This window comes from Mucilaginibacter aquariorum (assembly GCF_024498135.1).
GTDB classification, from domain to species: Bacteria; Bacteroidota; Bacteroidia; order Sphingobacteriales; family Sphingobacteriaceae; genus Mucilaginibacter; species Mucilaginibacter aquariorum.
In genome coordinates this window covers 1,019,930-1,046,927 of record NZ_JANHOH010000001.1, presented here as the reverse complement: position 1 = coordinate 1,046,927, position 26,998 = coordinate 1,019,930, and the positions used below count along the sequence as shown (strand labels likewise).

The window sequence follows — 26,998 nt, the reverse complement described above, 5'->3', positions numbered from 1 at the left end:
TGCTATTTAAATATGCCTAACATATAACTTGGACCTTTTACTTGTTTGTATTAACTGATTTATAGTTGTTCAATTCATCTTGGTGCAAGGCACTTACGTTGATAGCTTTTCTAACGGACATTTCGGAGATGAATTCCACAAACGATTTTTGAGCTTTTCAATAATCAGGTACATGGCAGGAACGACAAACACGGTCAATACCATAGAGCTGGTCAGACCGCCGATGATCACCCAGGCCATTCCATTTTTGATTTCTGACCCGGCACCGCTCGCCAGAGCGATAGGCAGCATACCCAGTATCATGGCTAGCGTAGTCATTAAGATAGGACGTAAACGTTCCTTACCTGCTTCAATCAATGCCTCTTCGACATTGCGGCCTTCCTCCTTAAGCTTATTTGTAAAATCGACGATCAGTATGGCATTTTTGGAGACTAAGCCTAACAACATTATCATCCCTATAATGGAAAAAATGTTAAGCGTCTCCATAGCGAGCGCTAAAGCCAGTAACGCACCGATTAATGCGATCGGAATAGAAAATAGCACAACAAAAGGGTAGATCAGGCTTTCATATAAAGCGACCATGACTAAGTAAACCAGGAGAATCGCGATGATCAGCGCTAAACCAAGGCTACCAAAAGCATCTCCCTGATTCTTTACGTCACCGAGATAATCAACACTGATGCCTTCAGGCACATTAAGTCGTGATGCTTTCGCTTTGATCTCAGTGGCAATCGTACCGGTTGGCCGGCCGGCAACATTCGAATTAACAGTAATGGAATTCAAGCGGTCTATACGTTCCAGGATGCTTTCTCCGAGGCTTTCGCGGACCTGGGCAAACTGACTCAATATAAAGGTCTGTCCATCGCTGTTAACGAACGGTAGGTTACTTACATCATTGACCTTTGAACGGTCATAACGGTCAAATCTTATTAAAATGTCATATTCATTACCTGAGTGTTTGAACTTGCTGTGATCGTTACCGCTGAATGCATTTTGCAGTGCCAGGCCTACCTGTCCGGCATTAATGCCGAGTAAAGCCATTTTATCACGGTTCAGATTCACTTCTACCTGTGGTTTTTGATCTTTTACTGATAATTCAACGAATTGTGTGCCGGGAACCGACGCAACGATCTGCCTATACTGTTCGGCAACAAGGCGTACATCGCGAAGATTGACTCCCTTGATCGCGATTTGGATCGGAGCGCGGGAGTTGCCTCCGGTAATTGATGTTGGGGAGGCCGTTATTTTGACGCCTGGTATAGCGGCACTTAGTTCCTGCTGTATTTTTATCCCGAAGTCTTCGGCGGTCAGGCTTCGCTTATTTTTGTCTACCAGGGTAACGGTCAGGTCAGCACGATTACTATTATTTCCTGCTCCTGCAACACCACCGGTAACAAAGCCAATGCTGGAAAAGACCTTTTCGACTTCTGGTTTGGCCAGGATCATTTTCTCAACTTGTTGGGTAACCATATTAGTTTGATAGATGGTAGCTGCCGGTTCAAGTTCGAGTTTGATAATAGATTCGCCCTGGTCGCCTGTTGGGATAAAAGAGGCACCGACGAAACCAGTGAAAACAAGTGCGACTGCGCCAATGATCAAAACAATGACGCCCGACAACAGCCAGCGCTTTTTGTGCAATACGGTTTCCAAAAGCCCGCCGTAGCTTGTTTTTAGCCTGTCGATCAGGCGTTCGAAATCAAGATTCAAACGACCCCATATCGTATCTTCAGGCAACTGCTCAATCTTGCCAAAACGACTTGCCAGCATAGGTGTTATGGTGAAGGACACCAGCAAACTCATTAAGGTTGAGCATACGACAACCAGCGAGAACTCGCGCAGAATAGATCCGATGATACCCCCAGCTAACGCTAATGGTAAAAAAACCACCACGTCAACCAGCGTTATGGCCATGGCCGTAAAGCCGATCTCATTACGGCCATCTAAAGCGGCTTTACGGCGGTCAACTCCCTTTTCCAGATGGCGGTAGATATTTTCAAGTACCACTATAGAGTCGTCCACAAGAATGCCCACCACGAGTGACATCGCCATCAGCGTTAAAAGGTTGAGTGAAAAACTCATGAAATACATGGCAATAAAAGTGGGAATGATCGATGAGGGTAACGCGACCATAACAAACATGGAACTGCGGAAGCTGTGCAAAAATGCCAGCATCACAACACCTACTATGATAATTGCCAGCACCAGGTCTTCCATGACGGCATTAGCAGAGTGAAGTGTATAAGTGGACTGATCTGTAGATATATTGAATTTCAATTGCTGACTTGTATACTGTTGTTCGATCCGGGTAAATGCAGCCTTTACTTTTTTACTCACAGCCACTGCGTTGGCATCCGTCTGTTTGACGATCTGAATACCGATTGATGGGATGCTATTTATATGATTAATCGCGGTTTCTTTGGCTGTGGCATCAAACACTTCAGCTATATCTTTAACATAAATAGTACCACCCTCCGATTGCTGGCGTACTACCAGGTTACGAATTTGATCTGGTGATGAAACATTGGCATTGAACTGAATAGATAGCTGTTGAACGCGGGTTTCTATGCTGCCTGCTGGAAAGGACACGTTTGCACTGTTGATAGCGTCACTCACCTGGGTGATACTCAGACCATAGGAACGAAGTTTTTCACGGTCAATATTTACTTGTATTTCCCGTTCGTCGCCGCCAATCACATTGACCAGGCCCACGCCGGGTATGTTCTGTAAAACGGGCCGGACCTGCCGGTCGATAAGATCATAAAAACCTTTAGGTGTAAGCACCGAAGTCACACCGGCGCGTATAACCGGAAGTTCTTCCAGATCTATTTTGTTGACAACGGGACGTTCAATGTTATCCGGCAGATCATTCTGTGCCTGATCCGTTTTACGCTGTATATCCCGTTCAGCCTGGTCAACATCGGTACCGCTTTTCAATTGTACGCTGATTTGCGAAACACCCTCCTGGGATGTTGATGTAATTTTTTCAAGGCCCTCAACTGCAGCGAATGCGTCCTCCAGCTTTTTGGTGACGGACGTCTCCACCTCGGCCGCCGATGCGCCGGGATAGACCGTATTTACCGAAACGACCTGTGCCGCAATGTTAGGCAGCAGTTTGTAATTCAGCTTCGAATAGCAAAGCGCGCCGAACAATAGCAGCACCGTAAATACTACACAAATAAGTAGGGGCCGCTTAACGGCAATTTCCGCGATTGACATGTATGGTGATTTTAACTGGAGTTATCGATTGTGCAATTTTTATTTTTAAATACGTTTGGAAAGCGATCGCCAGCGCCAAAAGAATACCAAGTGTGACCGAACCCAGCGAACAGTTTTCCGATCGTTTACAGCTATTTGAAAGTCTATTTTGAAATAATGACACGACTGCCGTCCCTTAAATCGATCTGCCCTGATATGATGACCTGATCGCCGGCTTTCAGGCCATCCCGGACGGCAACCATTCCGCCGGCTTCCGGTCCCGTAGTGATTTTCCGTTGCCGGGCTACACCTTGCTCAACCACATAGACGATGGCGTTTCTTACACTTTCGGCAAGCGCCTCGCGCGGGATGACTAAAAGTTCCTGCGACGCATTTTTCGAAAAGTCCGCGTATACGAAAGTACCTGACCGCAGGATGGTATTTTGAGAATTGCCAAACTGGATCTCGACCACGTAATTATGTGCCTGGTCTGCCTGAGGGCTGACAAATGTCACCTTCCCATGGAATTCCATGCCTGGATAAACATCGGTCGTTATTTTTACTTTTTGCCCTTGCCCGACCTGGTAAACTTCCATCTCGGTAAGATTAACCTGTACCTTCGCCTTTGACAGATTAACAATGGTGGCGATCTCGCTCCCCGCATTGACAAATACACCCTTTTCGGCTTGTCGCGCTGAAATGATCCCACTGGTCGGCGCCCTGATATACGCGTCTGCCAGGTTTTTCCTGGCCTGGCCCGCCTGGTTGACCGCATTGGAATAATCAAGCCTGATATTATTTACCTGTTCAGGGGTGGCCGCTGAGCCGCGCTGCAGTTCCATGTAGGTGTCCAGGTCATTACGCAACTTGGCCGCGTTTGATTCTGCTTTCTGCAGTTCAAGCTGCTGGATGCGCGTGTCTGTAACGGCCAGAACTTGTCCTTCGCTGACATGATCTCCGAGCGCATAATTGGCATTAAGCAGCGTGCCGCTTAACCTGGCGAGGACTTTTGCTTCTTTGAACGGCGCAACACTACCCGTTTTGATCACCTGTGAGACCATTAATTGATTTTTCGCCACCGCCACTTTTACCGGAATTTTCAGGGTAACCGTTTTGGCCGGTTTGTTCTTTTCGTCCAGCTGCTTTTTATTCGATGCAAGCCGGGCAACAATTGGAGTTGCGATCACTATAAGTACAATAATGATGATAGTTCTAGTTTTCATTTGCAGTTGGTAAGCCTGTGTAAAACGTTTTTAAGGTGCCGCTCGCTTTTTCAAGATCCATGCGGGCCTGGAAATGGGTAAGCAGCGCGTTCAGATAATTTTTTTGCGCCTCTTTTAAAGAGTTTTGAGCGTTCAGCCAGTCGGTAAGATCGGTAGTGCCTTTGGTATACTGGAGATCGGTGGTCCGGAAGACAGACCGGGCCAGTTCAATGTTCCGGCGGTTGTTGTCCACATTGCTTTGCTCTTTCATTACTTTTGTAGCGGAATTCTCGTATTCCAGCCGGTACCTGTCTTCGTCAATCTTCAGGTTCTCCTCTGCGTTAAGGCGTTTATACATGGCCTGTTCACGCTGTGCATTCCGCTTGAAGAAATCAAAAAGCGGGATAGTTAATTTGAGGCCTATAGCCGAATAGGGTGCCATCGTGGAAAAAGACGGCTTAAGTTGATCCCCGTAACCGATCATTCCGTATTGTGCGTAGGCACTGAGCTTGGGAAGAACCCCGGCTTTAATGCGGCTTTCTTCGATCTCAAGCAACTTTGTATTCACCTGCGAAATTCGGTAGTCCGCGCGATTTTCTGCCAGGAACGAACCATTACCGCTGATAGGATCTGCCTTAAAAACATCAGCCGCCGCAGTACTGTCAACAGTCAAAACCTTATCTACCGGATAGCCTATTTCATACTTTAATTGGTTTTCCGAAAGGCTGAGATTACTTTCGGCTACCCGTATTTGCGACTGCCCGTTGTTATAATCTACCGTCACCTTGTCGAGGTCTTTTCGAAGCACCGTGCCTTTTTTAACCTGAAGCGCTGTAATCTCCATCTGTTTGCGGTAAGTTTCCAGGTTTGATCTTAGCATATTCAGCTGCTCACGATAGACAAAAATCTGTGCGAAAGCTGTGCTGACGTTATAAATGATCATTTCCTCATTTTGCAACTGATTCAGTTCGGCCTGTTGTTTATTGTATTTATTGGCTTTTAAACTGGTAAGCAGTGACTGGTCATAAATGGTCTGATCAATACGGGCGATAAGATTAGTGTTAAACTTTTTGGTAAAGGCAACACGAACATCTTCCGGCCCAAGCACGCCGGCCGGGATCAATGTTTGCTGAACCTTAAGGTTATCGTCAACCGTCCCATTGACACCAACACTTGGCAGGTATGCAGCCAATGCTTCTTTCGCCCGCGCATCCGCTGCCTTTTTTTCATTGGCATAAATCAGATTCGTCCGGTTGTTTTTTAAACCGTAATCAATACACGTTTTAAGTGACCAGGCCGATTGCGCAGCTACCGGAAACGGCATCGCTGCGAAAAGCAATAATATGAGCTTTAAGTTCTTCATTATAAATGAGCATCAGCTTATTATTGTTTCTTTTTACCGAACGGATTGAAGGAAACTCCAATGTTGAAGTAAGGTGTAGGGTCCGGTTTGCTTTCATAGATAAAATCCCCGAAAGATTCCTTACGGTCAAATACCCTGGCAGCTGTTGTCATTTTTATGCCCCCTTTTGCGGTGATAATAAAATTTTTGAATACTTTATGTTCATAGATCAGCCCGTTGTTGAGATCAACCTGGCGATATTCATAGGTCTTCCCTGAATTGTCCTGGTTATAGAGATAAAAACCTGTACGGTCGATCTCCGTACCCAGGGTGATCCTGCCGTTGCCAAATACATTCTTGCGGATAAAAATATTTCGCGGGAAAGTGATATCTGCTATGAGTCCATTATCAAAATGATGCTCATAGGTAAAGGTCGGCAGTGCCGGCAAATCTGAACTAGGATCAAGCATCCCGAAAGCACCTATGGCGATGCGCGTGTGTGCATTGGCCTTCAAGACCACGTTTACGGTAAACAGTCCTTTTACCCGCTCGAACCGTTTTTCGCTGCCGTCAACGATCAAACTGCCGGAAAATATAGCTGTTTTACCAAACAGTTTGGAAATATGCGTCAGGTTAAGCGATGAGGCATGGTAATGAAACCGATCATCCACCCAATTGTCCAGTCCTGCCACCGGCGCATCCAGTTTTGCTGCGAACGAGGTCCCGCGATAGGTAAAGGTTGTACCCAGGATCCAGCTTTTGGACTGGATGAGGTTAATGTTTGTACTGACCTTGGTTTGAAGCCACCTGGTTGTCTTGCCTGATGGTAAGTCAACGCCTCTCAGTTTCGACGTGAAATTGTAAGCGCCGGATCCGTTAAATTCGATGTTGAAATTACGGGCTACCGGGAATTTATCGGCGGCATAGTCTACGAGTTTTGTCGTGGCCGAAGTATCCTGACTTTGGGCGATAGCGGCGTTTGAAAGGACGAGTACTGCAAGAGTAAGTAACGGCTTGTTGATAATTTTCATAATTAATTGATGATTTGGATGATAGATTTTAAAAAGTCGAAATGAAATATTTTATCGAAAAGATTGGCGAGCCCGTGTAGACTGACCATTTTTTGAAGAAACTCTGCTGGTAATTTGCTATCCCAGGCTACGAATATGAGCCAGAGTTCCTTGATGCCCTGAAGATCAGGAAACTGGCAGGTGGTAAAAACTTGTAAATTCATATGATCAGATAAGTAAGGGGGTAACAGTAGATCACAAAATGCAATACCGGTTTTTGAAGTTCCATCTGCCATGATATAAAATGGCTGTTTATGCCAATCCGCGATTTGCATGGTTGGTTTATAGCATTGAACAAAATGAGACAGATATGCTAGTTCAGTAAGCTTTACGCGCTCATAAGCTTCCGGCAACTCTGACAGAGAAGCCTTTATTGGGATTATTTTTCGCATTCTTTGTTCCATATACCCTTTGTTCAGGACAAAAGAACAGGCTGAATGAACTCGATTTTTTTGTTTTATACCAAACACCTGTCAATTTTCGACGAAACGTCGTTTTAACCTTTTTTTCGATTGCGAACAGACAATTTTCACCACTTTAGGCAGAAGTGCTGTGTGAAGAGTATTTGATATCTTGAAGTTAAAGCTTGTAGTCCGAATGGACGATACGTTTATCCATTATTATAGCATTACAGATCGGTATACCACGGCAGGCTTTGGTATAATAAACCGTGGGTTTGGTATAAAAAAAGTCTAGGCATGTTTAAAATCCCGTACTTTGTTTCGTTATTAGTCAAACATTTATGCAAAAAACTATCTACCGGCAAAACTGGTTTGTGGATTTCCTTATCGAAGATAAATACAGGGCTTACAGGCATATACTTATATGGGTATACCTTATTGTTACCGAATTTCAGGATGCCAATTTTCGAAGTCAATACTCGGGAAACTATGATAATTATAGATATATAGCAAGAATATTGCTGTTTATAGGGGCAGTGTATGTAAACATGTATGTTCTTGTACCAAAGCTTTTGTTCAATGACCGCTATTTTACATATCTGATCGCCCTTATTTCCATGACTGCCGTAACCTACTTTCTTCCGACCGCTGTTTACAGGTATTATTTTGACACGTATCGTCTTCCTACTGCACAAACATTTGACTTATTTACGGAAATAGTACCCAATATTAATGAACTTGGTGTAGCCATTTTTGGATCAACTTCAATAAAGCTTTTTCAGCGATGGAAAATGGATTCAACAAGAATGTCTGATCTGGAGAAAAATACTTTAGAAATCGAATTGCGGGAACTAAAAAACCAGATCAATCCACATTTTTTATTTAATATGCTGAATAACGTTAACGTTTTAATACAAAAGGATGCCGAAAAAGCTTCTGCCGTGGTCATGAAACTTTCGGATTTTCTACGCTATCAGCTATATGAAACCAGTGGAGGCTCCGTTTCGCTGCATTCTGAAATAAAGTTTCTGGAGGATTTTCTTGAGCTGGAGAAAATAAGGAGAGAAGACTTCACTTTTACTATTCTTAACAGGAAAGCCGCGGAGTCTGCTGACCAGGATTTGCCCCCTGGCCTTTTCCTAACGTTTGTAGAAAATGCAGTCAAGTACAGTGCTGACCCTGACGCACCATCAAGCGTACAACTTTCCTTTGCCCTGTGTGACAAAAAACTGGAATTCACCTGTGTGAATACCAAACCGGAAATAGTGTTTTCCGCAAGGTCCGGAGGTCTGGGACTGACTAACATTGCGCGCAGGCTGGATTTGCTCTATGCCGACGCATACTCACTAGAGGTACAGGAGTTGCCCAGGTTATACAAGGTCGCTTTAAATGTTCCGTTATGAATTGTATCATTATTGATGATGAGCCATTAGCCAGGGAAGGATTGCTCCTACTTTTACAAAGCATGCCTTCCATTACTCTAGTTGGCAGCTTTAACAGTCCGCGAAAAGCAAAGGCTTTTATGCAGGACAACCCAGTAAATCTTCTTTTTTTGGATATACAAATGCCTGATGTCAACGGTCTTGAATTTGCGGCGTCTTTGCCTAAAGAAACTTTGGTCATATTTACCACGGCATATTCTAAATATGCGCTTGATAGTTACCAGGTCGATGCGATCGACTATCTCGTTAAGCCTGTGATTAAAGAACAGTTGGAGCGGGCGGTAAATAAAGCGCTGTTATATCATGGGCTGTTAAACAGGCCGGGAGTGACGGAAAGTATAGAAATCGATTTTATGCTGGTAAAGGCAGAACGCCGTTACCATAAGATCTTTTTTAAAGACATCTTGTATATCGAAGGACTGAAAGATTATGTATTGATCTATACCGATGAGAACAAGATTGTTACGGCAATGAATCTAAAGACCATTCAGAAGCATTTGGATCCGAACAGCTTTGCCAGGGTTAGTAAGTCTTTTCTGGTAAATATCAACCATATCGACTCTTTTGATAAACATACTATCTATATCAAACAGGCCGAAATACCGATCGGCGACCTGTTCAAAAAACCTTTTCTGGAAATGTACCTGGGCAAAACTTTTTCAGACAAGCTGTAGCATTGTTGCAGCATTCCCCGTTTTTTTTGTCATTTACGTTAAAAAGAGCAGGCATACACCAACCAACAGCAGGGTTCCGCGCGCCAACGACAGGATCACCGGCGTTTACATTCAGGTAAAAATCTTCATATCCGGGTGTGTAATCACCCGCCTTATCATACGGCTGGAGCCAGCCTTTTGCATTTTGGGCGATATGAAAACCCGTGAGTTCTTCCTTTATTAACCGCGCTTGCTTATTTACATCCTGAAATCGATAGCGAAAAGCCACACCTTCTTTTCCGGCGACCAGGTCCATGATCATTAATGCTCCCTGTTTGTTTTTGAAGGTAATACTTCTGTGTTCCAGGACGTGATCTACACTTTTAACGCGTACTGCTCTCTTTTTTTTCTGACAGGTGAAATGTCAGCAACCGATAAGCCCGATGTAAAATCCTGATCATCACAACTCAGGCCAAGAGGGGAATCGGCGATTATGATTTTTTTTTCGGGTTACATTAATTATAAGATAGCTTTCCCTCACCGTTTAGCGACAGGGTGATCGTATTGAGCGGATCTTCTGAACGGCGATCAGTTTTCGACTGAGCAAAGCAGCTTGCTGTTAAAATAAACAATTCAAGGGTCAGCAAGCTGAAAGTGCGATAAAGAAATCTGTTTTTCATATAGGAGGGTAGATAACAACAACTATTTAGCATTGATTGCGCGGCGATCAAATTAAAACAACTATTGTTATGTACAAATGGACGCTCTGGTTATATAAATGGATTATATTACTTCGCTTTCTGCTCATTTTGTAAAATGGAAGCGATCAAAAGGTGATCTTGATGGTTTTCAGGTAGGGCTCGATCAATTTAGTGCTTAGGTAAACCTTTAAGCCATTGATTTTAAATTTATGGAATTAAATAAACTCAGCATTTATCAACGGTCTTTTTTTAACATCCGATAATGTGAAATCACCGGCAGAATCGTTAAGCGGCTTACGAAATCCGCATGGGGGGCAATGCATCTTCCCCTGGCTTTAAACAAAGACATTGTTTGGGGCTTTGTCTATCAAAGGGTGGTCGCCGTCTTATTCGTCGACGATCGGGATCTGGAATATACCCCCAAAAAAGAATGGGATATACAAAGAGGGCAGCCATTTTATGGCTGTCCCTCCGCATTAAGCCATACCTTTTTTCGTATGATTTATTAGCAAATTATAGTTTGACCAGGTGCATTCCCGAGAACACGCCTTTAGCCTCAGTGAGCCTGCCTCCGACAGCCAGTGTTCCCAGATCAATCGGCGCAAATCCAATAGATTTAATCAGTTCAGCCACTTCTGATTTAGCCTGCTGGTCGTCGCCAGCGACAAATGCCACACGGCGACCTTCGCCAATCACCGGATCTGCGGCGATTCTTGCAGCAAAAAGTGTATTGAATGCTTTTACGATACGCGCGCCATGCAATTGTTCCAGCACGATCCCGGTTGACGTTTTATCGCCCAGGTCAGCTATTTTACCGCCGGGCAAAAACTCGTTGGTGATATCGATCACGACCTTGCCGCTCCAATTAATGAGCCCGGAAAGTGAGTTTACTTTCCACCACGGAAGCGCAAGTATAACCATATCCGCCTCCGCGGCTTCCTTCGCGCTCACCGCTTTTGCCCCGTTACCTAATTTGGACAGGACCGGTTGCAGGGTTTCAGGTCCCCTGCTATTGCTGATCAAAACAGGAACGTTGATCTTTAGCAATTGCAAGGCGATTGCCTGACCGATATGGCCTGCGCCAATAATTCCGATTGTTTTCATAATGTTTTTGTTTATTATGTTTATGATAATTCTTTAAAATGCAGACTTGATTACACCGCCGTCCGCACGAAGTGCAGCGCCGTTGGTGGCCGCTGAAAGCGGACTGGCGATGTAGGTCACCAGGTTGGCAATCTCTTCCGGCTGGAGAAAGCGCTTGAGCAGCGAGGTGCCCCGCATACTGGAAAAAAATACCTCTTCCATTTCGGTATCGCTGATGCCTTGCTGCTCAGCGGCTGCTTTCATAAAATTGGTGATAGCTTGCGTCGATGTTGGTCCGGGTAAAACGGTGTTAACGGTAACTGCGGTACCAACCGTCATTTCTGCAAGTCCGCGCGACAAACCGATCTGGGCGGTTTTCGAAACACCATACTGGATCATCTCCGCTGGTACCTGTACACCCGATTCACTGGAGATAAAAATGATCCGACCCCAGCCGGCTTTTAGCATTTGTCCGATGTAGGCACGCGAAAGACGCACTCCGCTCATCACATTTACCTGGTAGATATCCAACCATTCTTGGTCAGGTATATCATTGAACGCCTTCGGCTGGGCAACCCCGGCGTTGTTTACCAGAATATTCACATCAGGGTATTGCTGAATGAGGGCATTTACGTGGTCAGCCTGTTCAAGATCTGCCACACCCGCAAATATATTGTAGTTACCGGTTTCCAATTTGATTTTTTCAACAGCTGCGTTCACGCGGTCGGGAGTACGCCCGTTAACAATAACTTTTGCGCCTTCGGTTGCCAGTGATTTTGCTATGGCAAAACCTATTCCGGTAGTTGAGCCGGTAACAAGCGCGATTTTTTCTTTTAATTGAAGATCCATGATTTTTATGATTTGATAGTATTAGTGATATTTCTATGTAGTTCGCTTCCTTAATGATTTATTTGCCTGCTGCAATTTCCTCGGCGGCAATTTTAAGTCGTTCTACCCAATCCTGGTGATAGGCATAAAGGCCTCCCGGATTTTTGTGACCCAATATATCCAGAAACCATTCACCCTGCTGCGTTTCTTCGGTAAGGACATGAACGCCTTCTTTAGTTGGCGTGATCACCCAACCGTGGTAAGCGGTTGAACCGGTCTCGTCACCGTCGACGGTAGTTTTCCAGGCCAGCTTGTGAAAGGGTTCGAACTCAGTCACAGTGAGGTGCATCAAATAGCCGACAGTAACGCGGCTCCATTTGGTGCCGGCTGTCAGTTGCCTTCCGCCGCTTAAAATTTTAACCTGGTCTTCGGGCGGAAAATAGCTCACCCAGTTTTCGGCGTCAACTAATAGTTTCCAAACCACCTCTGCCGGTGCTTTGATATCGATATCATTTAGCGCGTAGATCGCAGATATCTCCGGCCGCTGATCCGCCGGCCAATTTGTTTTATTGTACATCGTATGCGTTCTTGTTTTTGCCAAAGTTCCGGCAATGTGCTCCAAACAACGAGGGTATTTGACAGAATTTGTATGTGATAAATGTCACGCTAATTGGTTCGAAAATGTTCGTGTGTGTTCGCAGAAGGGTAAATAAGATAAGGAGGTTTGCGAATATGACTCATATAAAGGCGTGACGGCCAATTAGACAAAGCGTACGATGCCTATTTTAATTAAGTTCTTTTGGTCACATTAATTACATATTTCCGATCTGCCCGGATCATCCCTTATTTTTTAAATAGATTTGTTCAAAAGTGTATGCCATGTTTGAAATCTTTTCATCCTATTTAAAAGAAAAGGGGGGCCTTACCGATGCTGAACTGGGCGAGATACGCGTAGTAACGGTTAACAGGAAACTTCGTAAACGGCAGTACCTCTTACAGGAGGGCGACATTAGTCATTACAATTGCTTTGTGGTCAAGGGCTGCTTACGCAATTACCGGGTGAGCGAAGATGGTAATGAACATATTTTAAGATTCGCAGTAGAAAACTGGTGGGTCAGCGATCCTGAAAGCTATAATAATGGCACACCTTCCAAAAACAATATTGATGCGCTGGAAAATAGCGAAATGATTCTGATTGAAAAACAAGACTTCACTAATTTGTTGAGTAACATTCCCCGTTTTAAAGATTTTATTTACAATTTAAAGGCTAGAAGTTTTGACGCCAGCCAAAACCGTATCATGAGCAATATCAGTGATACCGCTGAGGAGAAGTATTCAAATTTTATAAAAATATATCCGCATATCTTTAACCGGGTACCGCTTCATATGATCGCTTCTTACCTTGGTGTATCCCGTGAAACCCTGAGCCGCATCAGGAATCAATATGCAAAGGATCATTAAATAAACCTGCCGTCTTTTACAGATGAAACAATCTGGTTTTATAGCTATTCTTGTTTCCAAAAAATACCCGGCACCGCCGTTAATTGCATAGTTGGTGATAAATGTCACAATCAATTTGCGTCAAATGTCCTTGTCCAACCCAGCGCATTCTTCCCACCTTTGAACAGAAAAAGCCCGTTGAACATTCGGAGTTAATAAAGCTTTTTTGAGGAATAAATGGAACGGAATAATTTCATGATCGAACAGCTGCTGGAGGTGTGGGAAAATAAGATTAAGGAAACGACTGAAATATTTGAGTTGCTTGGCGAACGTAGGGCTATGAAACCCGTGGCTGCCGGTAAAAACAGGCTGATATATCTGTTAGGGCATCTGCTGGTGATACACGACGGCATTTTTGAGACCTTAGAAGTGGGTAAGAGAAAGTACACGCATTACGATGATTTATTTCTAACCCCTCAGCATCCGGCGAATGTGTATCCGCCTTACAGGTTATTGTTGCAGCAATGGATTGCATTGAATGAAACGTTGATATTTCAGCTCAGGCATATAAGCCCCGATGAATGGCTGTCTAAGCAGCATTACATCAGCGAAATGGATTTCATTTTACAACCTAATAAAAATAAGTTCCATGGTTTTCAGTGTTTAATCGGGCACCTTTTTCACCATTTAGGACAACTGGCGCTTATTCAAATAGATTGATAGACTTGTCAGACGATTTGAACGAACATAACGGTGAATAACATACCTGAGAAAATGAGAAAAAAACTTGATACCCCTGGCGTTAGGCGGTTTTGGAATAGGAATGACGGGCTTTCTGGTGACCTATTGGGTCGGATACCTATCAGGTCACCAAAAGGTCACCAGAACAATGCGATTTATTGAATGTTTTGGTTTGGTCTAAAAACAAAAAACACCTTAAATGATGTATTTAAGGCGTTTTTGAATTATTTGAGATATACCTCGTGGAGAGGGAGGGAACAAAGATGGTTATTTTGTTCACACTAAATCAATGCTTTACGTATCTTAAAACTTCCCGGGTCACCGAATAGGTCACCTATAAATCGTTCAATAATCGCTAATGCTTATGATGTAAATAACGGTTTTTCTGATGAAACACGCAAATCCTATCTCCTTCAGTTTCGTTAAAAACTAATACTCAATATTTCCGATTGCCGGCAATGAATTTAAATCTTATTATAGTGTATCAATTAGCAAGAGTTAAAAAGCAGTGCTTTAAAATGTTTTCATTTCGTTACCTCGAAATCTTCCTAGTGAGAAAATATGCGACCATCGTGTTCCCAATCAAGTATAAGTTTCCATCTTCCCTCATTACAATCGTTGACCGGTATTTCTAATAAATTATTTTGCGTGCTCTCAACTTTCATCCTTAGGCAGAGCCGCCGCTGCAATTAACTGGCGAAAGTGTCGCATTTCCCTTCACCGGATGATTGAAATTAAACCTTATAGTTTTCATGTTCGTCTTATTTTATAAACTAAACTAAATAGGCGCGGTCACTATAAAAATGATTACAGTCATAATAAGCTGATTTGTAGATTAAACAGAGGCTGTTTAAGCAATATATCCTCAAAAGCCTGCAATTGTGCTTTTGCAAATATTGATCAGCCATATTACGTCGATTCCGGGGCAGGATCAAATACTGGTTGACGCATTTTTAAGTGATGTAACTTGTAAAGTAGACTATCCTCACATTTATTATCGTGCTTTACAAAGTAACAGCATAAACGATGGCTTACACTGGCTTACCGAGAATGGACAAATAAATCTGTTGGTTATGGTACATCGCCACAATAATTTTTTTAATAACAGCTTTACTCAAAAGCTTGCTGTTAAAAGTAAGGTGCCACTAATGGTATTACCGGATGGATTTGATAAGTTTTTAATATGAAAATATCACTATAAGATTTTCAAAATGGTAATTCGTTAGTTTATTGATTACAGATTGCAAACAAAGAATGTGCAAAGTATTTAGGTAACCGTAATATAGTACTTAAAAACCTTGATTTTTTATTTGGGATGTACGTGGATCGGGAGGGATTTTAACCTTCGTCGCAACTCATTGAATTAGAATCTTTTGCGCGTTAACTTTATTTAAGGGTCTCTAATCTGTCACTATATTATTTATAAAGAACAAAGTTTACTGGCCTGCCGGTTGGGAGGCGGAGGGAACAAAAAAGAATTTCCTTTACTCTCTAAATCAACGCATTATATATCTTAAAACTTGCCGGTTCACCGAATAGGTCACCCAAAAAATAATTCAATTTTCGCTAATGCTTATGATATAAATATCGTTGTTTTTGACAAAAACTCAATAAAATTTAATTGTATAACGATAACAATAAAATTGGTTTTAAATTAATCTTTTTTAACCAAAAACTCCTTTTGGCTATTTAAACGGTGAAGTCACTTACTTTACTTCAGATCCGTAATTATTAGGAGTTTTTTTTAATATCCATTTTAAAACAGATAAAGAAGATTTTTTTTTATCAATAATATACCTATTATTGCATCCGTGTACGTACACGAATTTATAAACCCCAACACGTCAATTTGGCTGATATGAAGATCTCCCCGTCTAAAAATATTATACCGTTGATGATCATCTGTATCGTGTTTTTTGTTTTCGGGTTTGCAACATGGATAAACGCGGTGCTTATCCCGTATTTTAAATTGGCCTGCCAGCTCAGTAATTTTCAATCATACCTCGTAACCTTCGCTTTCTATATCTCTTACCTTGTTATATCGGTGCCATCCTCATTCCTGTTAAAAAGAATAGGGTTTAAAAAAGGTATGATGGTTGGTTTCTGGATAATGGCTGTTGGCGCATTTGTTTTTGTACCGGCAGCGATGATCAGGTCATACTATCTGTTCCTGACCGGCCTTTTTATTATCGGGATCGGGCTGGCTATATTACAAACTGCTGCCAACCCTTATGTTACCATATTAGGGGCAAAAGAAAGGGCGGCCCAGCGTATCAGCATTATGGGGATCTGTAATAAAACCGCGGGTATCATAGCGCCATTGTTGTTAGCTGCAATTATCATAAAACCGGGCGACAGCCAGCTGTTTAAGGATATCCACCTGATGGGCGATGTTCAAAAGAACCAAGTTTTGGATATGCTCATCAAACGGGTTATTTTGCCCTATGCTATGGTAGGTTGCGTGCTAACTTTGCTTGGTGTTTTAGTCAGATACTCGCCGCTACCGGAGATAGACAGGGCAGAGGATGCAAAAGAAAGCATAACTACTAAGACAGACAAAACGGGGATTTTCCAATTCCCGCACCTTATATTGGGTGCCGTGGCTATTTTCTTCCATGTAGGTTCGCAGGTTATCGCTATCGATACCATTATTCCATATGCACAAAGTATGGGGATCTCGCTCGCCGAGGCTAAGGTATTTCCGTCCTACACATTATTTGCAACTATTTGTGGTTACCTACTGGGTATCACTTTAATTCCCTGGGCTATTTCTCAAAAAACTGCACTTAGGTTATGCACTGTGCTGGGTTTTATGTTTTCTGTATTGGTAATTATGGGCAAGGGCCTGTTCAGTTTCTTGGCCATCAGCCAGATATCTCGTTATGGTTTATTGTACTTTTAGGTTTTGCAAATTCTATGATTTGGGCTGGGATCTGGCCGCTGGCCCTGAATGATCTGGGCCGGCATTTAAAAATAGGCGCATCGTTGCTTATTATGGGGCTTTGTGGCAACGCTATTCTGCCGTTGTTTTACGGTTACTTTGCCGATCATTTTAGCCTACGGCAGGCCTATTGGGTATTGCTGCCCTGTTATTTCTACTTGATTTTTTACGCGTTTTATGGCCATAAGGTCAAAAAATGGAGTTTTTAATACAAATATTTCAAAAATGGATTCTTCAGATTTAAAAATTATCAATGCCCGGATCATTACCCCAACCTGCATATTAAATAATGGTTCGTTACTGGTGCATGATGGCACAATAACAGCTATTTCGGAGGGCGAAATAGAAGGAGCGAATGAAAACATAATTGATGCCGGTGGTAAATATCTGTCGCCCGGTTTTATCGATATCCATGTACATGGTGGCGGCGGTCACGATTTTATGGATAATACAGTTAACGCCTACCTGGAAATCGCAAAACTGCATGCCAGCCACGGCACAACCTCATTTACACCAACAACGCTTAGCTGCGAAAAAGACGCTCTGCTTAAAACATTAAGCCTGTATGAAGAATCTGAACCTTTAAATATTATGGGCTCAAATTACCTGGGCATGCACATTGAGGGGCCGTATTTTTCAATGGAGCAGCGCGGCGCGCAGGATCCCCGCTTTATCCGGCTGCCCGATCCACAGGAGTACAAAGAGATCCTGCAGCATTCATCCATTGTAAAAAGATGGAGTGCTGCGCCCGAGGTAAATGGCGCGGTTGAGTTTGGCCGGTTCCTGGTATCAAAAGGCATCCTGCCTTCCATAGCCCATACCGATGCCATCTACGAGGAAGTGCTCGAAGCTTATGAAAGCGGTTACACCCATATCACGCATTTTTATTCATGTATGTCGGGCGTGTCGCGCCGTAATGCCTTTAGGTACGCCGGTGTTGTTGAAAGCGGTTACTTGCTGGATGATATGACCGTCGAGATCATAGCCGATGGCATTCATTTGCCGCCCCCCCTGCTTAAATTGGTTTATAAAATAAAAGGCCCCGATAAAATTGCGCTGGTAACCGATGCTATGCGGGCCGCAGGCATGCCGCCGGGCGAAAGTATTTTAGGCGGTTTGGAACACGGCCTGAAAGTTATTGTGGAAGATAACGTAGCAAAATTACCCGACAGGAGCGCTTTTGCCGGCAGCGTGGCTACCACCATTCAGTTGGTGCGTAATATGATAAACCTGGCAGATGTACCCCTTATCGACGCTATAAGAATGATGACCATCACCCCGGCAAAAATTATGGGGGCAGATGATAAAAAAGGATCAATTGTAATAGGAAAGGATGCCGACCTGGTAATTTTTGATGATAACATTAATTTGCATAAAACAATTATTGGCGGCAGGGTTGTGCATTCCGCTTAACTGATGAAGATAATTAAACACATGTTACAAAATATAAAAGAGGATAAATTAGAGGTATTTGTTTCTGAGAACAGGGCGATATTAGGCAATACTGCAGCAAAACTGGCAAGCGAAAAGATTAAACAGCTACTGGGTACAAAACCATTTATCAATATCATTTTTGCTGCCGCTCCCTCACAAAACGAGTTTTTGGCCGCATTGGTTGCCGATAACAGCATTGAATGGCAAAAGACAAATGCTTTTCACATGGATGAATACCTGGGCCTGCCCGCGGATGCCCCGGAGTTGTTCAGCAGTTTTTTGCGGGAGAAAATTTTCGGCCGCGTACCTTTTGCATCTGTGAATTGTATAAACGGCAGCATGGTGAATTTTGAAGCAGAGTGCACCCGGTACAGTAACCTTCTGAAAGAAAACCCGGCAGACATTGTATTTATGGGGATAGGGGAGAACACGCATATTGCCTTTAACGACCCGCATGTAGCAAATTTCAATGACCCCGAATTGGTTAAAGTAGCGTTGTTAGACCCGGCCTGCAGGCAGCAACAGGTTAACGATGGTTGTTTTGATACCTTAACTGATGTGCCAACCTACGCGTTAACTTTAACGGTACCGGCGCTGATGAGTGCGTCTTATATATTTTGTATGGTGCCGGGCATCAACAAAGCGGCAGCTGTTAAACTTACACTGGAGCAGCCGGTATCAGAGCGCTACCCATCAACCATATTAAAAACACACGAAGGCGCGATGTTGTTTGTAGACCGCGATAGTTTTAGCCAGGTATTAACGTAAGTAACTACTGATAATTGATACTAAACAAGAAAGGGATGGTTTTACCACCCCTTTCTTGTTTATGCGGCAGGTTTAAAACCACTTATTATAGCGGTGTATATTTAAAGCTGTGTATGATGATCTCCATATCTTTGTCGTTCAACGGTTTTACACCGCGGAACAGCCATAAGTTCATCATTACGGGCATTTCTAATTTACTTACCGAGTTATCAGGTGCTGCCCAGTTCTTGCTGGCAAATATACCGGTATCGTCATCATGGAAACCGTTCAGGCTTTTAAATACAATCGAATTTTGGATTCCGCGTGCCTTCATAAAAAAGTTTTAAATAAATATTAACGTGTGCGTACACGACGTTAACTTTATTGCACCACAATACCAATTTTTATATCGAATTAGAGGCATAAACAGGACTTAAACCGCCTTGAAACGACTTTTTATAGTCCGGAGATTTCGATTATCGCGAAATACATAAAAATAAATTTGGATAAATAAATTAACTGTCTATATTTGTTTATCGTGTACGTACACGATAAAATTGTATACGTACACGATATGAATGGAAAACCACTCTAAAAAGAGTGGGCGATGGAGAAGAGGGATGTTGTGAATTGCTCCGGTCAGGATTGCCCGGGATAAGGTCAGGAGGATAGGTGAGGGTGATAACCGGCTTAAGTATATACCAGTACTAACTATCTGTATAACTCATTATTAACAACTAATTAAAACTTAGATTATGATTAAACAACGACCTCCAGGTGCATTTTCATTTAAGGAAGTAAATAGGGTGCACGGTCCTATTGAAACCGCAATAAACTGTTGCGGCTTTCTGCAAAAGATATCCGGCCTATGCAATATCAAAAGCTTTACGGTTTTGGTGACAACATTGTTGTTATTAATCAACACTGCGCAGGCGCAAAACAAAACCGTTACCGGTAAAATTACCGACAATACCACAAATGATCCTATCATCGGTGCATCCGTAAAAATCAAGAACACTACAACCGGTGTAATTTCTGATACACAGGGTATGTTTAAAATAAACCTGCCCGAGGGGGCGCTTCTTGAAATTACAAGCATGGGCTACACCCCGGTAGAGGTGCGGGCGGAATTTGGTAAGGTAATAGAGGTAAAAATGACCTCGGTAAATAAATCACTTACCGAGGTTGTGGTTGTTGGTTATGGTACTGCCAAACGAAGCGATGTAACCGGCTCTGTTTCCTCGCTGCCGAAAGACAGGTTATCGCAATTGCCTGTGGGCGATGTACTGCAGGCCATGCAGGGTGCGGTGGCGGGGGTAAATATTTCTACCGGCACGGCCGTTCCCGGCGAATCGCCTTCTGTGCTTGTACGGGGCGTTAATACCATTAATGGCCAAACGGCCCCTTTAATAGTAATTGATGGCCTCCCTTTCGAGAATGGCACGCTAAGTGATATCAGCACAACAGATGTTGCGTCGGTTGATGTTTTAAAAGATGTATCTGCAACCGCTATATATGGTACAAGGGGCGCAAACGGCGTTATACTCATCACCACAAAACGCGGTAAGATAGGTAAAGCGTCGATCAACTTTAACACTTATGCCGGTTACGAAAACTTTGCCCATACTTTAAAACCCATGGGCCCCGCCGAGTATGTTCAAAAGTATGCCGACTGGAAAAAGCAGGCAGATGTTATCAATGATTTTGTTGTGCCGAATTTATATGAGCAGCAAAACTATGACGCCGGTATTACAACCGATTGGCTGAAAGCTATTCAGCAGCAAGGATTTATCCAGGATCATACCTTAAGCGTATCTGGCGGCAACGATGATGTGAAGTACTACTTTTCAGGCGATTATTTTAGCCAGAAGGGGGTGATAAAAGGTTACCAGAACAAACGTGCCAGCATCCGGTCGAACATTGACGCTAAGATCACCAATTATTTAAGCGCGGGTTTAAACCTAAACCTGGTGTCGAACAATTCTGACGGCGGCCGGGCAAGTTTAAAGCAGGCATCAGAAGTAAGCCCCTATGGCCGGTTTAAAAACCCCGACGGTACTTATGCTATTTTCCCGATGGAGGGAGAGGAGGCAATTCAAAGCCCGATGCTTGGCCTTACTACCGAGCGGAACGACAGGCGCCAGAATGTTATTGCCAACGTATATGCCGAGCTAAAACCCTTTGCAGGTTTTAAATATCGCATAAACGCGGGTTATACCTATACCCCAACACTTTTTCAGAGTTACCAGGGCAGGCTTGCCGGCGATATTGCGGGCGGCACGGCAGCGGTGGTAAACAGCGAACGGAAAAGATGGATAGTAGAGAACATTGTATCGTATGAGAAAAACTGGAATAAAAGCCACTTAGACCTAACCGGTTTATACAGCGCTCAGGAAAACAAACTCTATTCGTCTTCCACTTCGGCCTCTGGGTTTATTAATGATGCTTTGGGATTTAGCAACCTGCAGGGTGCCAATACCATCTCGGCGGAATCTGAAGCGATAACTACCCAAATGGTTTCGCAAATGTTGCGCGTTAACTACAATTACGATAGCAAATATTTGTTTACCGCTACCGCCAGGAGGGACGGCTACTCGGCATTTGGCGCCAATACCAGCAAATATGGTTTGTTCCCATCCGTTGCCTTAGGCTGGAACATCAGCAATGAAAACTTTATGAGTAACGTAAGCTTCGTAAACAATTTGAAGTTACGCGGTTCTTACGGTTTATCGGGTAACCAATCGGCTGTCGATCCAACCTCTACCATTTCAACTTTCACTACAATATCTATCCCCTCCAACGGCCGTCCTACCACCGGTGTAATTGCCGATATTATGGGTAATAAAGACTTGAAATGGGAAAGTACTTATGGTAGCAACATCGGTATCGATTTCGCGCTGTTTAACAATAGAATTACCGGTACTATCGAAACCTATAACACTCATACAAAAGACCTGGTACTATACCGCTCACTGCCATCAGCCACGGGCTACTCGCAAGTAGTTACCAATATTGGCAAGGTATCAAACAAAGGGTTAGAGGTATCGCTTAGGACCCAAAACATAACAGGGCAGGATTTTAAATGGGAAACCAATCTTAATTTTTCTACCAACAGCAACAAAATAGTTGACCTGTATGGCGATAAAAAAGACGACTTAGGTAACCGTTTCTTTATTGGCCACCCGGTTAACATTGTTTATGATTACAAAAAAGCCGGCGTTTGGAAAGTAGGTGAAGACCCGTCTAAACAAGACCCCGATGCTAAACCGGGCGATCTTAAATTTGCAGACCTGGACGGTAACGGAGTCATTAGTTCTGATGGTAAAGACCAGATGATAGTTGGCCAGGAGATCCCTAAATGGACGGGCGGTATCACCAACACCTTCCACTACAAAAACTTTCATTTAAATGTTTTTATACAAACTGTACAGGGTGTAACCAAAAATAACGACGCTACTAATTTTAAAGATTTTGGTGGGCGGCAAAACCTGCCAAGCGGTTTAGGTTACTGGACAGAAGCCAACCAAAGCAACACCCGTCCAAAACTAACCTATGTTAACTACCTCAACTACGGTTACCCGGAAGATGCAAGCTACACCCGGATAAAAGATGTAACGCTAAGCTACACTATGGCTAAAAACTTACTTGATAAATTAAAACTTGGCGGCCTTACCGTTTATGTGAGCGGGCGCAACCTTGCAACGTTTACCAAATGGTACGGTTGGGACCCTGAAGTAGGCTACGGCACTACAGGCGATACCCAGGGCAACTACCCACTGGTACGTACATTTATTTTAGGTGCTAACATCACACTTCGTTAATCAAACTCAAATGAAAACTTATAAAATAATATTAACAGTCGCCGCAGCAGCAATTTGTACGATGCAGGCGTGTAAAAAGGACTTTCTGACCGAAAAGGTCTATTCAAAATTCACCCCCGAAGCCTTAAATGATTCCTTAGCGTTTGAGGCTGGTATAATTGGCTTGCAAAGCCAGTACTCGCTTTGGAACACCATGAACGAGGATAATAACGGTAACCAGGGCTTTTTATGCGTTTGGCAAATGGGCACTGATGTGGCTTATAACAAAGCACCCGATGACCTTGACCCGGTTTCGATACCCTATACAAATTATGAAAAACTGAATTCGGCGAACGGCGCATCTGCGTTTGTTTGGAAATGGGCTTACAACCTCATCAATAATGCAAACGTGGTTATCGCCAATATCGATAAGCCGTCTATCCCGGTAGGCAGTAGTTTTAGAGGTAAAATAAAAGGCCAGGCCATGTTTTACCGCGCGCTGGCCTATAATTACCTTGCAACCCTTTACGGGGGCGTACCGCTCATTAAAGAGCCGCTAACTGCTCCTAAAACCGACTTTGTGAGGGCGCCGGTAAAAGATATCAATGACCTGATAGTATCAGACCTGAACTTTGCCAAGGTGAACGCGCCATCAATAGATGAACTTGAGGCTAAATCACTTCCAAATAAATCAATGGCATCGCAATTACTGGCCGAGGCTTATTTGAGGATGGGGGGTAAGGATGCCGAAGCCGAGGCTGAATGTAATGCAATAATTAATAGCGGCGATTTTAGTTTGATCGATGCGCGCTACGGCGTAAAAGCCTCGCAACCCGGCGATCCGTTCTCGGATATGTTTATATACGGTAACCAACGCCGCAGCCAGGGTAATAAGGAAGCTATTTGGGTGGAAGAAACGGAAAACCCGGCATCGGTACCAAACGGCGCAGGGCCGGATATCCAGTCGAAATTTGGAGGATACCGGTTCCTGGGTTCGCAGCACAGGCGTGCCTGGGGCAGCAGGTATTACAATCAGGCGGGCATGCTGCTTTGCGATACTTTAGGCGGCAGGGGTATCAGCCGGATGGCATTAACTTATTTTGTGTTAAATAGTTACGGCGCTAATGATATGCGTAACTCGCAATACAACCTGCGCAGAAAATACTATTACAATAACCCATCGTCGCCAAATTACGGGCAACTTGTGGTGCCTGGGCTGGGTATTGATACCAACCGCAATATAGTACCCAAAACAAACAAATGGGACCAGTTTGATCCGAACGACACGTTTGGAAGCAGCATGATTAAAGATTTTATCATTATGCGCCTGGGCGAAACCTATTTGCTAAAAGCCGAAGCCCAGTTTAAACAAGGCAATACGGGCGGTGCCGCAACTACCATCAATATTTTAAGGGACAGGGCCCATGCAGGCCATGTAGCAGCCGGCGATATCACTATGAATTTTATTTTGGATGAGCGGGTGAGGGAACTGATAGGCGAAGAGAACCGCCGGATGACCTTAATGCGCACCGGTACGCTGCTGCAACGGGTTGTAGGCAGGGGCTTGAAAATTACGGGTATAGCGTCAAGAAACCTGTTGTTGCCCATCCCACAATCAGAGATAGATTTGAATAAAGATGCTAAATTAGAGCAAAACCCGGGCTATTGATATTGCTAATAATAAATTGAGTATAATTGCCATTCGTGTGCGTACACGGGTGGCAATATTGCCTATGCCGTAACAGGCATGGGGAAATATCTTTATCATATTTTATGAAAGCTTATTTACAACGTAGCTTACTACTTATCCTCTTAGTTATCGGGATGGCGCGCCCGTCATCTGCCATAAACTTAAATGTAGCAGATTCGGTTGCCGTTAAAGGCTTTCATCTGGATATGCGTATCCAGGTGATGAAAATGCCCGCCATGAAAAAGTTTGTTTTAAACTTGAGTAAGAACGGTATCAACACCTTATTGGTTGAATGGGAGGGCAGCTACCCTTTTGTTAAAGAACCCCTTATTGCCAATAAGTACGCCTATTCGAGGCAGGAGATCCGCGATTTTATCGGCTATTGTAATTCGCTGCACATTCAGGTTATTCCGCTACAGCAAAGCTTTGGACATGTGGAGTATATTTTAAGGAATTATAAATACGCCGCCCTGCGCGAAGATCAGAAAGATTTTAGCCAGGTATGCCCAAGTGAACCGGAACTGAACAAGAAGTTATTTACAACACTTTATACTGACCTGGTAGCAACCCATAACTCGCCCTACGTACATATTGGTGGCGACGAGACCTATTTACTTGGCCACTGCGAAAAATGTAAAAAAAGAGCAGCCGAGATCGGGCTATCGCGCCTTTATTTCGATCATATCAAAATGCTTTGCGATATTGTGGTAAGTCTCGGTAAAAAACCAATAGTATGGGCGGATATAGCGCTTAAATATCCTGATTACATCAACCTGCTGCCTAAAGAAACCATTTTCATCGATTGGAATTATGGCTGGGATGTAAACCGGTTTGGTGACCATGCTAAACTGCTGCAATCGGGCTACGAGATCTGGGGCTCGCCGGCGCTGCGTAGCCACCCCGATAATTATTTCCTTACGGATTGGCAGAAGCACTTTAACAACGTGCGGGATTTTCTGCCCCTGAGCCGAAAGCTTGGATATAAGGGCATAGTGATGACCTCCTGGTCAACCTCGGGTGTTTACTCAACCCTTTTCGAATCGGAGGACGAACCTATCGAGTTGTACGCCATCAGGCACGTTTACCCGCTTAGTGGTTTTAATATTTTGATTAACTATTACCTTAATGCGTTAAACCCCGCCTCTAAATTAACAAACGATCAGTTTATAAAAAGCTATTGCAGCAGCCGTTACGGTTTAGATGCCCGCAAAGCCATGCTGTTTAAAAAAGCGCTTTGTTCTACGCCGTATAATGTTGTACACGGCAAGGTGATATCACCGTCGGCAATAACAATTGGGCAACTGCTTGATAGCGCCAAAACCTCACTTAAAACGCTAAGGTTGCTACAGCCCGTAAAAGGTTTGCAGGAGTTTAAACACTATATTTTAATGGCCGATATAAGGGTTTATTACCTCACCTATATGAAAATTGAGGCCGAGGTAAATGCCCCCGGCGTTACTGATAAACAAATACCGGCGTATGTACTGCAACTGAAAAAATTACTGGCCGATGAGCAAAGGTTAAACGATGAGTTTACGGCCCTTAACCAGGATTTTCTTTTTAAATCGTCGATAGATGAGGAGAACCTGTTGAGGAGCCAAAAGGTGCACGTTTTATATGATCGTTTAGCAAAAGTAAAATGAAGTTTCTAAATATTCCGTTTGTGACGCAAGATACCTATGCGCACCAAAAACTAACGTTGCACCCCATCGATAACGAACCATGGAACCCGGAAAGCACCCTCTCATGCTCGGCCGCTTTTGCTATCTCGCATTTCGAGGAGGGGATCCACCTCAGGTTTTCGGTTACTGAGCCATTTCTGCGGGCAAAAAAAAGAAAGATAAACGGCGAGGTTCATAAAGATAACTGCGTAGAGTTTTTTATAGCCTTTGGCCAGGAAGCCAGTTACTATAATTTTGAGTTTAACTGCCTGGGTTCTGTAAAAGCGGCTTATGGCAAGGGCCGGCTTCATCGTAGGTTTTTGCCGCCCGAACTTTTAAAAGGGGTAGAGGATAATATCACCATCTGTATGGACAACCTTTCGGCTGGTAAGCCGGTTAAATGGGATATCACCATAGTGTTGCCGGTATCGGTGTTTTGTTACAGCGACAAACAATCGCTAAGCGGCGAAGACTGCTCGGTAAACTTTGCCAAGTGCGGCGATAACCTGCCAAAGCCGCATTTTTTAAGCTGGGTTGAAATTATCTCCGAAAAACCCGATTTTCACCAACCGGCATCTTTTGGTAAGGTGAAGTTTGACCCGGACCCTATTTTAAAACTCGTGTAGT

Annotated in this window: 20 protein-coding genes and 2 pseudogenes; 11 read left to right on the top strand and 11 right to left on the bottom strand. The window is 43.6% G+C overall.

All coding sequences use genetic code 11. From position 1 onward, the window contains the following. Positions 1 to 93 precede the first annotated feature (93 nt). From NPE20_RS04530 to NPE20_RS04510, 5 genes are all read right to left on the bottom strand, one after another. Positions 94 to 3,216, bottom strand: a complete 3,123-nt coding sequence (locus tag NPE20_RS04530; RefSeq protein WP_256537414.1) for an efflux RND transporter permease subunit — start codon at positions 3,214 to 3,216, stop codon at positions 94 to 96. A gap of 143 nt (positions 3,217 to 3,359) precedes the next feature. Then, the gene (locus NPE20_RS04525) at positions 3,360 to 4,418 is read right to left on the bottom strand and encodes an efflux RND transporter periplasmic adaptor subunit (RefSeq protein WP_256537413.1); all 1,059 of its coding nucleotides are present in this window, start codon (positions 4,416 to 4,418) and stop codon (positions 3,360 to 3,362) included. Then, positions 4,408 to 5,760 carry a TolC family protein gene (locus NPE20_RS04520; RefSeq protein WP_256537412.1) on the bottom strand — a complete coding sequence of 451 codons (1,353 nt, stop codon included), beginning with the start codon at positions 5,758 to 5,760 and terminating at the stop codon, positions 4,408 to 4,410. Before NPE20_RS04520 ends, NPE20_RS04525 begins: the two co-directional genes overlap by 11 nt. 20 nt (positions 5,761 to 5,780) lie before the next feature. Then, positions 5,781 to 6,770 (bottom strand): DUF6268 family outer membrane beta-barrel protein, encoded by a 990-nt coding sequence (locus tag NPE20_RS04515; protein WP_256537411.1) that lies wholly within the window; start codon positions 6,768 to 6,770, stop codon positions 5,781 to 5,783. Between the two features lie 2 nt (positions 6,771 to 6,772). Then, positions 6,773 to 7,213 carry a hypothetical protein gene (locus NPE20_RS04510; protein ID WP_256537410.1) on the bottom strand — a complete coding sequence of 147 codons (441 nt, stop codon included), beginning with the start codon at positions 7,211 to 7,213 and terminating at the stop codon, positions 6,773 to 6,775. 338 nt (positions 7,214 to 7,551) lie between these two features. Here NPE20_RS04510 and NPE20_RS04505 point away from each other — a divergent pair, with 338 nt between their 5' ends. Beyond that, positions 7,552 to 8,613: a sensor histidine kinase gene (locus NPE20_RS04505; protein ID WP_256537409.1), complete on the top strand. Its 1,062-nt coding sequence runs from the start codon at positions 7,552 to 7,554 to the stop codon at positions 8,611 to 8,613. Continuing rightward, positions 8,610 to 9,326, top strand: coding sequence for a LytR/AlgR family response regulator transcription factor (locus NPE20_RS04500; protein WP_256537408.1), 717 nt, complete (start codon positions 8,610 to 8,612; stop codon positions 9,324 to 9,326). Before NPE20_RS04505 ends, NPE20_RS04500 begins: the two co-directional genes overlap by 4 nt. On the opposite strand, the pseudogene NPE20_RS04495 reads toward NPE20_RS04500, so the two are convergent. The 5 genes and pseudogenes from NPE20_RS04495 to NPE20_RS04475 form a co-directional block, all read right to left on the bottom strand. After that, positions 9,271 to 9,678, bottom strand: a pseudogene (locus NPE20_RS04495) (glycoside hydrolase family 97 N-terminal domain-containing protein); the annotation flags it as partial. The gene NPE20_RS04500 and the pseudogene NPE20_RS04495 sit on opposite strands and share 56 nt — an antisense overlap. Before the next feature lie 142 nt (positions 9,679 to 9,820). Further along, positions 9,821 to 9,985: a hypothetical protein gene (locus tag NPE20_RS04490; protein WP_256537407.1), complete on the bottom strand. Its 165-nt coding sequence runs from the start codon at positions 9,983 to 9,985 to the stop codon at positions 9,821 to 9,823. Between the two features lie 534 nt (positions 9,986 to 10,519). Then, complete coding sequence (locus NPE20_RS04485) at positions 10,520 to 11,110, bottom strand: NADPH-dependent F420 reductase (protein WP_256537406.1); 591 nt, start codon at positions 11,108 to 11,110, stop codon at positions 10,520 to 10,522. Positions 11,111 to 11,143: 33 nt separating this feature from the next. Then, on the bottom strand, positions 11,144 to 11,938 hold the full coding sequence (locus NPE20_RS04480) for an SDR family NAD(P)-dependent oxidoreductase (protein WP_256537405.1): 795 nt from the start codon (positions 11,936 to 11,938) through the stop codon (positions 11,144 to 11,146). A gap of 58 nt (positions 11,939 to 11,996) precedes the next feature. Beyond that, the gene (locus NPE20_RS04475; RefSeq protein ID WP_256537404.1) at positions 11,997 to 12,494 is read right to left on the bottom strand and encodes an SRPBCC domain-containing protein; all 498 of its coding nucleotides are present in this window, start codon (positions 12,492 to 12,494) and stop codon (positions 11,997 to 11,999) included. Between the two features lie 302 nt (positions 12,495 to 12,796). Between NPE20_RS04475 and NPE20_RS04470 the strand changes: the two genes are divergently transcribed. From NPE20_RS04470 to NPE20_RS04450, 5 genes and pseudogenes are all read left to right on the top strand, one after another. Then, positions 12,797 to 13,378 (top strand): Crp/Fnr family transcriptional regulator, encoded by a 582-nt coding sequence (locus NPE20_RS04470; protein ID WP_256537403.1) that lies wholly within the window; start codon positions 12,797 to 12,799, stop codon positions 13,376 to 13,378. A gap of 234 nt (positions 13,379 to 13,612) precedes the next feature. Next, a complete protein-coding gene (locus tag NPE20_RS04465; RefSeq protein ID WP_256537402.1) occupies positions 13,613 to 14,077 on the top strand; it encodes a DinB family protein in 465 nt (154 codons plus the stop codon). A gap of 1,879 nt (positions 14,078 to 15,956) precedes the next feature. After that, positions 15,957 to 17,248, top strand: a pseudogene (locus NPE20_RS04460) (sugar MFS transporter). A 16-nt stretch (positions 17,249 to 17,264) separates the two neighbouring features. Next, positions 17,265 to 18,452, top strand: coding sequence for an N-acetylglucosamine-6-phosphate deacetylase (nagA, locus tag NPE20_RS04455; protein WP_256537401.1), 1,188 nt, complete (start codon positions 17,265 to 17,267; stop codon positions 18,450 to 18,452). Between the two features lie 21 nt (positions 18,453 to 18,473). Then, positions 18,474 to 19,241, top strand: a complete 768-nt coding sequence (locus NPE20_RS04450) for a glucosamine-6-phosphate deaminase (RefSeq protein ID WP_256537400.1) — start codon at positions 18,474 to 18,476, stop codon at positions 19,239 to 19,241. Positions 19,242 to 19,326: 85 nt separating this feature from the next. On the opposite strand, the gene NPE20_RS04445 is transcribed toward NPE20_RS04450, so the two are convergent. Next, positions 19,327 to 19,554, bottom strand: coding sequence for a hypothetical protein (locus NPE20_RS04445; RefSeq protein WP_256537399.1), 228 nt, complete (start codon positions 19,552 to 19,554; stop codon positions 19,327 to 19,329). 421 nt (positions 19,555 to 19,975) lie between these two features. Between NPE20_RS04445 and NPE20_RS04440 the strand changes: the two genes are divergently transcribed. The 4 genes from NPE20_RS04440 to NPE20_RS04425 all read left to right on the top strand — a co-directional run bounded on the left by NPE20_RS04440 (position 19,976) and on the right by NPE20_RS04425 (position 26,997). Then, a complete protein-coding gene (locus tag NPE20_RS04440; RefSeq protein ID WP_256537398.1) occupies positions 19,976 to 23,041 on the top strand; it encodes a SusC/RagA family TonB-linked outer membrane protein in 3,066 nt (1,021 codons plus the stop codon). 10 nt (positions 23,042 to 23,051) lie between these two features. After that, positions 23,052 to 24,689, top strand: coding sequence for a RagB/SusD family nutrient uptake outer membrane protein (locus NPE20_RS04435; RefSeq protein WP_256537397.1), 1,638 nt, complete (start codon positions 23,052 to 23,054; stop codon positions 24,687 to 24,689). 104 nt (positions 24,690 to 24,793) lie between these two features. After that, complete coding sequence (locus NPE20_RS04430) at positions 24,794 to 26,353, top strand: beta-N-acetylhexosaminidase (protein WP_256537396.1); 1,560 nt, start codon at positions 24,794 to 24,796, stop codon at positions 26,351 to 26,353. Next, the gene (locus NPE20_RS04425; protein ID WP_256537395.1) at positions 26,350 to 26,997 is read left to right on the top strand and encodes a carbohydrate-binding family 9-like protein; all 648 of its coding nucleotides are present in this window, start codon (positions 26,350 to 26,352) and stop codon (positions 26,995 to 26,997) included. Before NPE20_RS04430 ends, NPE20_RS04425 begins: the two co-directional genes overlap by 4 nt. Position 26,998: the final 1 nt, after the last annotated feature.

Bases quoted from the DNA above. Each gene is read 5' to 3' on its own strand.
- nagA (WP_256537401.1), top strand. From the start codon at position 17,265: ATGGATTCTTCAGATTTAAAAATTATCAATGCCCGGATCATTACCCCA.
- NPE20_RS04525 (WP_256537413.1), bottom strand. From the start codon at position 4,418: ATGAAAACTAGAACTATCATCATTATTGTACTTATAGTGATCGCAACT.
- NPE20_RS04500 (WP_256537408.1), top strand. From the start codon at position 8,610: ATGAATTGTATCATTATTGATGATGAGCCATTAGCCAGGGAAGGATTG.
- NPE20_RS04510 (WP_256537410.1), bottom strand. From the start codon at position 7,213: ATGGAACAAAGAATGCGAAAAATAATCCCAATAAAGGCTTCTCTGTCA.
- NPE20_RS04465 (WP_256537402.1), top strand. From the start codon at position 13,613: ATGATCGAACAGCTGCTGGAGGTGTGGGAAAATAAGATTAAGGAAACG.
- NPE20_RS04505 (WP_256537409.1), top strand. From the start codon at position 7,552: ATGCAAAAAACTATCTACCGGCAAAACTGGTTTGTGGATTTCCTTATC.
- NPE20_RS04425 (WP_256537395.1), top strand. From the start codon at position 26,350: ATGAAGTTTCTAAATATTCCGTTTGTGACGCAAGATACCTATGCGCAC.
- NPE20_RS04515 (WP_256537411.1), bottom strand. From the start codon at position 6,770: ATGAAAATTATCAACAAGCCGTTACTTACTCTTGCAGTACTCGTCCTT.
- NPE20_RS04430 (WP_256537396.1), top strand. From the start codon at position 24,794: ATGAAAGCTTATTTACAACGTAGCTTACTACTTATCCTCTTAGTTATC.
- NPE20_RS04480 (WP_256537405.1), bottom strand. From the start codon at position 11,938: ATGGATCTTCAATTAAAAGAAAAAATCGCGCTTGTTACCGGCTCAACT.
- NPE20_RS04440 (WP_256537398.1), top strand. From the start codon at position 19,976: ATGATTAAACAACGACCTCCAGGTGCATTTTCATTTAAGGAAGTAAAT.
- NPE20_RS04475 (WP_256537404.1), bottom strand. From the start codon at position 12,494: ATGTACAATAAAACAAATTGGCCGGCGGATCAGCGGCCGGAGATATCT.
- NPE20_RS04450 (WP_256537400.1), top strand. From the start codon at position 18,474: ATGTTACAAAATATAAAAGAGGATAAATTAGAGGTATTTGTTTCTGAG.
- NPE20_RS04435 (WP_256537397.1), top strand. From the start codon at position 23,052: ATGAAAACTTATAAAATAATATTAACAGTCGCCGCAGCAGCAATTTGT.
- NPE20_RS04490 (WP_256537407.1), bottom strand. From the start codon at position 9,985: ATGAAAAACAGATTTCTTTATCGCACTTTCAGCTTGCTGACCCTTGAA.
- NPE20_RS04445 (WP_256537399.1), bottom strand. From the start codon at position 19,554: ATGAAGGCACGCGGAATCCAAAATTCGATTGTATTTAAAAGCCTGAAC.
- NPE20_RS04470 (WP_256537403.1), top strand. From the start codon at position 12,797: ATGTTTGAAATCTTTTCATCCTATTTAAAAGAAAAGGGGGGCCTTACC.
- NPE20_RS04485 (WP_256537406.1), bottom strand. From the start codon at position 11,110: ATGAAAACAATCGGAATTATTGGCGCAGGCCATATCGGTCAGGCAATC.
- NPE20_RS04520 (WP_256537412.1), bottom strand. From the start codon at position 5,760: ATGAAGAACTTAAAGCTCATATTATTGCTTTTCGCAGCGATGCCGTTT.
- NPE20_RS04530 (WP_256537414.1), bottom strand. From the start codon at position 3,216: ATGTCAATCGCGGAAATTGCCGTTAAGCGGCCCCTACTTATTTGTGTA.